The 10,450-nt window shown below is 36.2% G+C and carries 11 protein-coding genes and 1 pseudogene; 7 read left to right on the top strand and 5 right to left on the bottom strand.

The genetic code is table 11. The features are described 5' to 3' along the window. The 3 genes from gvpJ to gvpA (IQ226_RS23250) form a co-directional block, all read right to left on the bottom strand. The coding region (gene gvpJ / locus IQ226_RS23260; RefSeq protein ID WP_193899333.1) for a gas vesicle protein GvpJ at positions 1–137 on the bottom strand (137 nt) is incomplete at its 3' end. Between the two features lie 115 nt (positions 138–252). Continuing rightward, the gene (gvpA, locus tag IQ226_RS23255; protein ID WP_015080752.1) at positions 253–468 is read right to left on the bottom strand and encodes a gas vesicle structural protein GvpA; all 216 of its coding nucleotides are present in this window, start codon (positions 466–468) and stop codon (positions 253–255) included. A gap of 115 nt (positions 469–583) precedes the next feature. Then, positions 584–799, bottom strand: a complete 216-nt coding sequence (gvpA, locus tag IQ226_RS23250) for a gas vesicle structural protein GvpA (RefSeq protein ID WP_015080752.1) — start codon at positions 797–799, stop codon at positions 584–586. Between the two features lie 562 nt (positions 800–1,361). On the opposite strand from gvpA (IQ226_RS23250), the gene IQ226_RS23245 reads away from it, so the two are divergent. Together IQ226_RS23245 and IQ226_RS23240 are read left to right on the top strand one after the other, a co-directional pair. After that, a complete protein-coding gene (locus tag IQ226_RS23245; protein ID WP_193899332.1) occupies positions 1,362–1,628 on the top strand; it encodes a hypothetical protein in 267 nt (88 codons plus the stop codon). A gap of 233 nt (positions 1,629–1,861) precedes the next feature. Next, positions 1,862–3,187 carry a glutamate-5-semialdehyde dehydrogenase gene (locus IQ226_RS23240; protein WP_193899331.1) on the top strand — a complete coding sequence of 442 codons (1,326 nt, stop codon included), beginning with the start codon at positions 1,862–1,864 and terminating at the stop codon, positions 3,185–3,187. Positions 3,188–3,258: 71 nt separating this feature from the next. Here the strand turns inward: IQ226_RS23240 and IQ226_RS23235 are convergent, their stop codons facing one another. Further along, positions 3,259–4,674, bottom strand: coding sequence for an isochorismate synthase MenF (locus IQ226_RS23235; protein ID WP_193899330.1), 1,416 nt, complete (start codon positions 4,672–4,674; stop codon positions 3,259–3,261). 324 nt (positions 4,675–4,998) lie between these two features. Here IQ226_RS23235 and menA point away from each other — a divergent pair, with 324 nt between their 5' ends. From menA to IQ226_RS23220, 3 genes are all read left to right on the top strand, one after another. After that, entirely contained in the window at positions 4,999–5,898 is a 900-nt protein-coding gene (menA, locus tag IQ226_RS23230; protein WP_193899329.1) for a 2-carboxy-1,4-naphthoquinone phytyltransferase, read from the top strand. A gap of 160 nt (positions 5,899–6,058) precedes the next feature. Then, complete coding sequence (locus IQ226_RS23225; protein WP_193899328.1) at positions 6,059–7,099, top strand: o-succinylbenzoate synthase; 1,041 nt, start codon at positions 6,059–6,061, stop codon at positions 7,097–7,099. Beyond that, positions 7,084–8,421: a 2-succinylbenzoate--CoA ligase gene (locus IQ226_RS23220; protein WP_193899326.1), complete on the top strand. Its 1,338-nt coding sequence runs from the start codon at positions 7,084–7,086 to the stop codon at positions 8,419–8,421. Before IQ226_RS23225 ends, IQ226_RS23220 begins: the two co-directional genes overlap by 16 nt. On the opposite strand, the gene IQ226_RS23215 is transcribed toward IQ226_RS23220, so the two are convergent. Then, a complete protein-coding gene (locus tag IQ226_RS23215) occupies positions 8,401–8,850 on the bottom strand; it encodes a thioesterase family protein (RefSeq protein ID WP_193899324.1) in 450 nt (149 codons plus the stop codon). The genes IQ226_RS23220 and IQ226_RS23215 overlap by 21 nt on opposite strands. 317 nt (positions 8,851–9,167) lie before the next feature. Between IQ226_RS23215 and IQ226_RS23210 the strand changes: the two are divergent. Beyond that, a pseudogene (locus IQ226_RS23210) lies at positions 9,168–10,148 on the top strand (IS4 family transposase); the annotation flags it as partial. A gap of 84 nt (positions 10,149–10,232) precedes the next feature. Then, the coding region (locus tag IQ226_RS23205; protein WP_193899320.1) for a transposase at positions 10,233–10,450 on the top strand (218 nt) is incomplete at its 3' end.

Raw genomic sequence — 10,450 nt, 5'->3', positions numbered from 1 at the left:
ATCCGAGCTTCAATTGCTAGTAATTCGATACCAACCAAAGAAACACGAACCCAAGCATCAATTACGATACCTTTGTCAAGGATTCTATCAATAACTTCTGCCAAGCTAGAGGAAGAATTAGTTTTTTCGACTGCCATGATATTTACACCTTATCTCATTGTTGTTGTGAACTTGATCTGATTGGGAGAATAACTGTCAGATTTTGATCTTCGAGTTATTCTACTATGCTGTGGAAATCTACTTAATTAATAATTAAGCAGGAACTGCTGCTGATTGAGTTAAACCAACTGCTTCTGCATATTTTAAATAGGTTTCAACGGAAGCAATGACGATCCGAGCTTCAATTGCTAGTAATTCGATACCAACCAAAGAAACACGAACCCAAGCATCAATTACGATACCTTTGTCAAGGATTCTATCAATAACTTCTGCCAAGCTGGAGGAAGAATTAGTTTTTTCGACTGCCATAATATTTGCACCTTAGCTCATTGTTGTTGTGAACTTGATCTGATTGGGAGAATAACTGTCAGATTTTGATCTTCGAGTTATTCTACTATGCTGTGGAAATCTACTTAATTAATAATTAAGCAGGAACTGCTGCTGATTGAGTTAAACCAACTGCTTCTGCATATTTTAAATAGGTTTCAACGGAAGCAATGACGATCCGAGCTTCAATTGCTAGTAGTTCGATACCAACTAAAGAAACACGAACCCAAGCATCAATTACGATACCTTTGTCAAGGATTCTATCAATAACTTCTGCCAAGCTGGAGGAAGAATTAGTTTTTTCGACTGCCATAATGTTTGCACCTTAGCTCATTGTTGTTTGATGGTTAGTTGTTTAACCAACCACAATATACAAATATCACTTATTCCCAAAGATGTAAATAGGTTGAAGGGTAAAAAATGTAAATAAATGTAACTTTCATTATTCATTCATTATTTATAATTTGGTCTGTACTACTTATCAGTATTACTTAGAGAGTCTGGATGATATTCTTATGTTTATTTGATTAATATTTAATTAATATATGGGATTTTTATTTCCATTCTTAATATTGAGGGACTGCATAAACTCAGGCTGTCCACACTTTTTGAGTCTTTTGGGGCTAGAATTTAGATAAATATTGTAGGGCATAGAGGGCTGTAGGTATCTCTAAAAAAATAAGTGAGTAGACTATTTCTAAATGCGTAGGAAATATAAAAGCTAAGTGAAATTATCTCTCAGTATGTAAGCCTTGTCTACAGTAAATTCCCGTAAATTTCCGAGAATTTCTCTTTGAAATTAAGTAGTCTTACTATTAGCCACTCTTTGTTTAAATAAAGTAGGATGATTTAACTAATTATTTTTTCTAAAAACTATGTCTATACCAGGGACTCCTCCTACTGTGCCACAGACAGCTTTAGCCGCTTTAGTGGATACGTTTATTCAGCAAGGTCATCCATCTCAATATGCTCAAGCGATGGCTACTTCAATTATTTTTCAGACGGATTTAGATTTACGGAATGCTCAGTTGGCTAATCTCCTGGGTTGGTTGAAAGAGGAGCATCATAATATCTATCCTTTAGCTCTGGCTGTAGTGGAAAAAACTTGCTCAGACTTTGAGCGTCAAGTTCAAGAAGGTTAAGTTTCTGGACTCAATTGGCTCGAATGAGCGAAATAGGGGGAAATTAGCTGAAATAGCTAATTTTTCCATAACTATTGGTTGAAAAAGTTATAGAGATTCAGGACTTACGCAACTGGCACATTGGTAGGGTGCGTCAGATATCAATAATCTGTTTATTAGTTATTGGCTAACTAAGATTGATAGGATGGGAGAAAGACACAGATTGTTACCATACTTGAAAATTCTGGCGTGCTATGACTATTCTCGACATTGTTTCTCCTTTAAGTGCGATGCCTACTGCAAGCGAAGCTATCGCACAACAAACTCGACAAGCGGCAAGTAAGCTGGCGGTTCTCTCCACTGAAGATAAAAATCAAGCCATTGAAGCGATCGCACAAGCTTTAGAATTAGCTCAGGATGATATTTTGCAAGCAAATCTGGCTGATTGTCAAGGGGCGACAGCGGCAGGAATCGCTAAACCCCTTTATAAACGGCTACTTTTGGACGAACATAAATTAAGGGATGCGATCGCTGGTGTGCGAGATGTTGGTAAACTAGAAGATCCTATTGGTAAAGTTCAAATTCATCGAGAAATTGATACAGGTTTAATTCTCAAACGCATTACCTGTTCTTTGGGCGTTTTAGGTATCATTTTTGAAGCCCGTCCCGAAGCCGCAATTCAAATAGTTTCCTTAGCAATTAAATCCGGTAACGGCGTAATTCTCAAAGGTGGAAAAGAAGCATTACGTTCTTGCGAAGCTATAGTTAAAGCCATTAAACAAGGATTATCTCACACGGCAGTTAATCCCGATGTCGTGCAATTGTTAACCAGTAGAGAAGAAATATTAGAACTTTTGCAATTAGATAAATATGTAGATTTAATTATTCCCAGAGGTTCTAATGCTTTTGTGAAATTTGTCCAAGACAATACCCGCATTCCCGTATTAGGTCATGCTGATGGAATTTGTCATCTTTATGTAGATCAATTCGCCGATATTGCCAAAGCTATTAGTATTACCGTAGACTCTAAAATTCAATATCCCGCAGCTTGCAATGCCATTGAAACTTTGCTAGTTCATAGTAGCATTGCTGCCGAATTTCTGCCCCAAGTTGCCGTAGCTTTACAAGCACAAAATGTAGAACTAAAAGGTGATGAACGTACTTTACAAATTTTACCAGATATTGCCCCAGCCACAGAAATAGACTGGCAAACAGAATATAGCGATTTGATTTTAGCCATTAAAATAGTTGATTCTTTAAATGAAGCCATATCCCACATTGAAAATTATGGTTCTCGCCACACAGAAGCCATTATTACTGAAGATATCACAGCCGCAGAAACATTTCAAGGCTTAGTCAATGCAGCAGGAGTTTATCATAATTGTTCTACCCGATTTGCTGATGGGTTTCGTTATGGATTTGGTGCAGAAGTGGGAATTAGTACCCAACAAATGCCCCCTCGCGGACCAGTTGGTTTAGAAGGTTTGATAACATATAAATATCAAATGTCTGGTAATGGACATATTGTGAAAACCTACACAGGTGCAAACGCAAAATCATTTAGTCATCGAGACTTATAATATAATAGCAGTAGGGGCGCAGGGTCTGCGCCCATTCCGTGATAATAATTAATTATCCATAAGTCCTCACTTCAAACCAAAGCTTTTAATAAAGCTTGCAATTTAAGTTGCACTTCTGCAAATTCCTTTTCAGGATCTGAACCGGCAACAATACCCGCACCTGCATACAATCTCGCATAATTCCCATCAATTAAAGCCGAACGAATCCCGACAATAAATTCACAATTTCCTTCCCCGTCTACCCACCCTAAAGGGGCTGCATATAGACCCCTTTCAAAACTTTCATAACGACGAATTTCTGCACAAGCAATATCTCGCGCTGCCCCCGCTACTGCTGGAGTAGGATGGAGTTTGGCAACTATTTGTAGAGGGTGAATATGATTCGGAACTACCGCGCTAATTGGTGTCCACAAATGCTGTATATTCGATAATTGTCGCAGTCTAGGTGCTAAAACTTGGGGGAATAAACCCAGTTGAGATAAATGTTGAGTAATAAAATCTAACACCAGTTTATGTTCGTGTTTTTCTTTGGTACTATTAACTAAATTATTAGCATTTGTAGCATCTTCTGTGGGGGTTTTTCCTCTGGGGGCTGAACCTGCCAAAGCATCAGTAATTAAATGCTGTTTGTGAATACTAATTAATCGTTCTGGACTAGCACCAATAAAGTTCTGTCCTTTACCATTACTGGTGGAAAATACATTACAATTAGGATGTGATTGCCGGAGATTATTCAAGGAATTTAATAAATTAAAATCATGATTAGCACTGACATCTAAGGTATCAGCTAAAACGATTTTTCTTAACTGGTTAGCGTGGATGATTTCTAAAACCGATGCAACAGAAGTTTTAAATTTATCACCATTATTAGTGATCTTTTTATATAAATTTAAAGGAGATTTATCAATATTTAGAGAATGGGTATGCAAGGATCTAATAATTTCTAAATGGCGTTGTAAATTATCCAATATTTTGGGAATATTCATCCTAGAATTAATAATTGTATTCATTATTAATGTGCAGCGATTATTTTTTAAAGCTATTTGCCAACAAGGTAAGAAAACCGTAGCAGAAGGAAATGGATAATCTGCTTTTTTATGCTGATCAAAAAAACTAAAATTACAAAAAAATCGAGGTAGGGAAAAAGTCTGATTTTTATCAGAGATAGGAATTATGTTTTCCAGACAATTTTTGATGAATTCTTCTGATTTTGTAAACCTATCTTGACCAGAGACTTCTATTTTATCTAAAGTACCAATTGCGGCTATTGCTTCACCATTACTTCTATTTTCAGAATAAAAGTTTATGGTATTTTTATGATTAAATTGATCGAAAAATAGCAAAGGATCAACTAAGCTAATTTCTAGGGGAATACTGACAATTTTACTATTATTATGGCGACGGCAATTTTCCTGAACCTCTAATAGCAATTGATTAAGGTATTTGTAATCTACAAAGGTGTGGCTGCGACATGGTGAAATTGTCATGGATGTATAAGTTAATTTTTATTACGTTATCTTCCTAAAATGTAATGAATCATGGTGGTATTTTTATAGGTAACATAATTTAGTCACCATTAACCAGCATAAATTTAGCTTGATTATGGGGTTTATCCTGTTTTGACGGCAAGATAGCAGGTTTTATGGCAGGATATTCGCCTATAATCATAAAATTAGCATTTTTTGGTAATTTATTGATTGTCCTCATGAGTGATCAACAATCATAAATCTCAAATAGCTAGTCGAGGTTCCTGGAAAATTATAAAATTTAACTGATAACTAAAGTTCTGGTAATTTAATTAATCACGACTGATGACTTCAACTCAGATTTCACCACCTCAAGCTAAACTATGGCTGGCGGCTATTAAACCGCCAATGTACAGTGTCGCTATTATGCCGATTTGGGTAGGTTCGACGGTAGCATTTAGGGAAGTAAATATTTTTAATATAACAATATTTTCTTTATTTATTGCGGCGGCGATTTTAATTTTAGCTTGGGAAAATATTAGTAATGATGTCTTTGATTCTGATACTGGAATTGATAAAAATAAACATCATTCATTGGTGAATTTAACTGGTAACAAAACTTTAATGTTTTGGACAGGAAACCTGTGTTTAGGTTTGGGGTTGTTGGGAATAATAGCGATCGCTCTTTTGCAAAAAGACCCCACAGTTATTGCTATAATCCTCTTATGCTGCGGCTTAGGCTATATGTACCAAGGTCCTCCCTTTCGGCTAGGATACCAGGGTTTAGGGGAATTTCTCTGCTTTTTTGCCTTTGGTCCATTGGGTATGAGTGCAGCCTATTACAGTCAAACTCAAACTTGGTCTATCATCAATTTAGCAGCTTCCGTGATTTTGGGCATTGTTACCAGTTTAGTGCTATTCTGCTCCCATTTTCATCAAGTTGCAGATGACATCGCCGCAGGAAAGAAATCTCCCATTGTGCGCTTAGGAACGCAAACAGGCGCAAAGGTTTTAGTCGGACTTACGGCAAGTATTTATCCTTTAACTTTGCTATTTGTGATTTTGAATATTTTCCCAATTTGGACTTTACTAAGTTTCCTGAGTTTACCTTTCGCAATTCAATTATGTCGTCACGTCCTAGAAAATCACAATCAACCAGACAAAGTAAGTAACTCTAAATTTATCGCTATCAGAGTTCATTTTGTGAGTTGCTTATTCTTGGGTGTGGGATTTATTCTTGGTTAATAATTGTCAGAATTAAACGCAGATAAACGCAGATGAACACAGATAATTTTATACCTCATCAGACTAGGAAACGCTATATAAAGCAAGGAATACGGAATGGGATAAATTTTCTTCTTCTTTACTTTATCCCTCCTGAATCCTGAATCCTGACTCCTTTCTCATGATTTATCAATTTTCTTTTCGTTACTTTAGTCAAAAATTTACCAAACCTATTATTACAAATCATGGAGTTTGGGAAATCCGCGAAAGCATAATTATCCGCTTAATTGACGAAAAAGATCAGATTACTTGGGGAGAAATTTCTCCTATTTCTTGGTTTGGTTCAGAAACCATAGAACAAGCCTTAGATTTTTGTCGTCAACTTCCACACACAATTACCACAGAGATAATCTTTACCATTCCTGATAAATTACCAGCCTGTCAATTTGCTTTTGAATCTTCAACCCACGCAGGTGGGTTTCGCCTGTGTAGCCGTGACTTCCAGTCGCCAGGTACTTTTGAATCTTCAACCCACGCAGGTGGGTTTTGTTTGTGTAGCCGCGATTTCCAATCGCCTAATCTTACTAATCTCACCTATAGCGGCTTATTACCAGCCGGAAAATCAGCATTAAATCAATGGAGTAACTTATGGAAACAAGGATATAAAACATTTAAATGGAAAATCGGTGTTCATGAAATCAATCAAGAATTAGAAATATTTGATTTACTCATTTCCAGTTTACCAACATCAGCAAAATTACGTTTAGATGCTAATGGCGGACTTACTTATCAACAAGCTAAATTATGGTTAAGAAAATGTGATCAATTCTTACCCAAAATTGAATTTATCGAACAACCTTTATCTGTAGATAAATTTACAGAAATGCAAGCATTAAGTAACTTATATTTAACACCCATAGCCTTAGATGAATCTATCGCCAATCTCCACCAATTAGAATCATGTTTTCAGCAAGGTTGGCGAGGAATATTTGTAATTAAACCGGGAATATTCGGTTCACCATCTCGGTTAAGAGAGTTTTGCAAACAATATCAAATTGATATGGTATTTTCATCTGTATTTGAAACCGAAATTGGTAGACAAGCCTCACTACAATTAGCCGCAGAATTATCCACAAATAACCGCGCTGTTGGCTTTGGAATTAACCACTTTTTTCAACAACAAGAAGCAAACTGGCTAGAAAACCTATGGAAAACCTTTTAAATAATATCCAAAATCATGATTGGCTAATTTGTGATCATAGCCAAGAATTACCAAAGATAGCAACAGAATTATATTTAAAATTAACCCAGTTATCAAATCCAAAAATCATCATTGCAGAAAAATCACCAGTGAGATTTTTAGGAAGTTTTATTGCTGCTTGTGCGGCTAAATGTCCTGTTTTTCTCTGTAACCCAGATTGGAGTCCAGACGAATGGGAACAAGTCTTGAATTTAATTCAACCAGATATAGTTTTAGGAATAGATCATCACTTTTCAAAATCATCAATTCACAATTATCAATCGCCAATTCCCCATAGTATTATGATTGCTACTGGTGGTTCATCAGGAAAGATCAAATTTGCTATTCATACATGGCAAACATTAACCGCCTCTGTACAGGGATTTACAGAATATTTTCAAATCAATGCAGTTAATTCATTTTGTATATTACCATTATATCATGTGAGTGGATTAATGCAATTTATGCGTTCCTTTACAACAGGCGGTAAATTAGTAATTACCACGTCTAAAACCTTAGAAAATTCGCAATTACCAAATATTAATCCCCACGATTTTTTTATATCTTTAGTTCCTACCCAATTACAAAAAATCTACCAAAATCCCGCATTAACTCAATGGTTATCCCAATTTTCTACTGTCCTTTTAGGAGGTGCGCCACCTTGGGAAGAACTATTAGAAAAAGCGAGATTTCATCAAATTAGATTAGCACCTACTTATGGAATGACAGAAACCGCTTCTCAAATAGCAACTCTCAAACCAGATGAATTTTTACAAGGTAAATTTAATAGTGGAAAAGTTCTACCCCATGCTAAAATCACTATTGATAATCAACCAGGAAATATAAATATTCAAACTCAATCTTTAGCATTAGGTTATTATCCCGAAATCTGGGAAAATAGAAATAACTTTATAGTTGATGATCTGGGTTTTTTAGATCATCAAGGTTACTTACATATTATTGGCAGAAATAGCGATAAAATCATTACAGGTGGGGAAAACGTTTATCCAATCGAAATTGAAGCGGCGATTAGAAAAACTCAAATGGTAACTGATGTTTGTGTAATTGGTGTACCTGATAAACATTGGGGACAAGCATTAACAGCTATGTATATTCCCAATCATCAAAATATTTCTCATTTGCAAATTCAAACTCAACTAAAAAATCAACTGAGTAAATTCAAAATTCCCAAACATTGGATTTCCCTACCGAACTTACCTCGGAATACTCAAGGTAAAATCAAACGTCAACAACTCCAAAAAATCGCCGAAGATATTCTGAAATCACATCACATCCTCCCTTGATTTTCTTCTTTCTGCACCCTCCGCATCTCTGTGATTAGTTGTTAACCAATTATTCATATAATCTGGTAATTCCTGCTTCATTTTACTACTTGCATCAATACAAACGTGCCTAGTAATTGCCCTTGCAACTATGACTTCATCTATGATCATCTCATAGGTAATTTCAAACTTATCTAAACCTATTTTTTCTGCTAATAGACTAATCATTAAATTGTCACCACAATACATAGGACGTAAAAAATCTACATTTGCATGAACAATAGGAAAAGCCACAGATGGATTAGTAAAAAATGATTTAAGATTAATACCAGAAGCTGCTAATGAAACCTCATAAGCTTCATGACAAATTCTCAAAATGTTAGCGAAATAAACGACTCCAGCCGCATCAGTATCTTCAAATCTTACGGTGTAGTAATATATAAAAGCCATTACAAAAATGTCCTGAATTAAAATCTGCTATTACATATCATTTTACTTCATCAATACCTTGTCTAAATTAGAAAAAGCCTTGATTTGTAGGTTGGGTTGTGGAACGTAAACGTATCCCTGCGGGACACTGCGTGAACGCGAAGCAATAGCATGAAACCCAACAAATGCGTTAGGTTGCGCTGTCGCTTAACCCAACAAAGCAGAAAATGGACAAGGTATTGTTCATCTCTGTACAGGACAAAAAATAGAGAAAAAGCTTGCAAAGGAAACAAAGAAAGGGTTTCATAGAAAGTTACCACACAATCAAAGAAACCCCTATGAACCAGATTAACCTATTACGAGACACACTAAAACCACATTTGGAATGGCATGGAGCGCGTCTAAGCTTTTTAGCGTTATTTTTAATATCTTTATTAAGAGTAAAGACAGTGAACTTGGTAGAATTAGCAACTGGTTTTCGCAACTGTGCTAAAAACGAATCCAATTACAAACGGTTGCAAAGATTTTTCCGAGATTTTGATATAGATTATGCAGTCATAGCGAAAATGATTGTAAAAATCATGAACATTCCCCAGCCTTGGGTGTTAAGTATTGACCGGACTGAATGGCGTTTTGGTCAAATATGGTTAAATATCCTCATGTTGGGAGTAGTACATAATGGTGTCGCTTACCCCCTAGTTTGGCAGATATTGGAGAAGAAAGGTAACTCCAACACGGATGAACGAATGGATTTACTTGACCGATTTGGACAACTGTTCCCAGATGCACAAGTTGACTATATCAGTGCTGACAGAGAATTCGTGGGGGCAGAATGGTTAAGTTATTTACTGCTTGAACCAAATATTCCATTCCGAATCAGGATTCGTCACACTGATTTAATTAGTGATACAGAAAAGACTCTTCCAGGTAGCGTCATTTTTGCTCATCTGGCTGCGGGTGAATCTCAGGTTTTATCTACTCGTCGTTGGGTCTGGGGTCGTTCAGTTTATGTAGCTGGTTTACGTCTTGATGATGGCAAGTTATTAATCGTGATTTCTGATACTTCTCCCCAAACCATGATTGCTGACTATGGCCGTCGTTGGGGGATTGAAACTTTGTTCGGTATGTTTAAAACTCTTGGTTTTTGCTTGGAATCTACACATTTTATTGATTCTAACCGATTGAGTAAGCTCTTAGCTTTACTGTCATTAGCTATGTGTTGGGCTGTCAAGACTGGAGAATGGTTGCATCAACACCAACCTATCAAAATCAAGAAACATGGACGTTTTGCTAAAAGTGTTTTTCGTTACGGTTTAGAGGGTGTTTGAAAAGTTAGAAGTTGAGTAAAAAAAGCTCTCAGGGTATAATCTGTAAATACTAAAAATACAGAACCGTAGAGAGCAATGAGTAAAGTATACTCCAGCAACCTAACTAAAGAACAGTGGGAACTAATAGAACCTTTAATTCCAGGAGCTAAAACTGGTGGTAGAAAACGAGAAGTAGATATTTGGTGCGTACTTAATGCCATCTTTTATGTATTAACTCAAGGATGTACATGGCGAAACTTACCCGGAGACTTTCCCCCATGGCAAACTGTATATACATATTTCCGCAATTGGCG

It is taken from the genome of Dolichospermum sp. LEGE 00240, from assembly GCF_015207875.1.
Lineage (GTDB): Bacteria > Cyanobacteriota > Cyanobacteriia > Cyanobacteriales > Nostocaceae > Dolichospermum > Dolichospermum gracile.
Note: the sequence above shows the minus strand (reverse complement) of the source record. Positions and strands in the feature narration are given on the sequence as shown.

What these genes read in the sequence shown, in the direction of transcription:
- IQ226_RS23240 (WP_193899331.1), top strand. Translation starts at nt 1,862, where the DNA reads ATGACTATTCTCGACATTGTTTCTCCTTTAAGTGCGATGCCTACTGCA.
- IQ226_RS23220 (WP_193899326.1), top strand. Translation starts at nt 7,084, where the DNA reads ATGGAAAACCTTTTAAATAATATCCAAAATCATGATTGGCTAATTTGT.
- IQ226_RS23225 (WP_193899328.1), top strand. Translation starts at nt 6,059, where the DNA reads ATGATTTATCAATTTTCTTTTCGTTACTTTAGTCAAAAATTTACCAAA.
- gvpA (WP_015080752.1), bottom strand. Translation starts at nt 468, where the DNA reads ATGGCAGTCGAAAAAACTAATTCTTCCTCCAGCTTGGCAGAAGTTATT.
- IQ226_RS23245 (WP_193899332.1), top strand. Translation starts at nt 1,362, where the DNA reads ATGTCTATACCAGGGACTCCTCCTACTGTGCCACAGACAGCTTTAGCC.
- menA (WP_193899329.1), top strand. Translation starts at nt 4,999, where the DNA reads ATGACTTCAACTCAGATTTCACCACCTCAAGCTAAACTATGGCTGGCG.
- gvpA (WP_015080752.1), bottom strand. Translation starts at nt 799, where the DNA reads ATGGCAGTCGAAAAAACTAATTCTTCCTCCAGCTTGGCAGAAGTTATT.
- IQ226_RS23235 (WP_193899330.1), bottom strand. Translation starts at nt 4,674, where the DNA reads ATGACAATTTCACCATGTCGCAGCCACACCTTTGTAGATTACAAATAC.
- IQ226_RS23215 (WP_193899324.1), bottom strand. Translation starts at nt 8,850, where the DNA reads ATGGCTTTTATATATTACTACACCGTAAGATTTGAAGATACTGATGCG.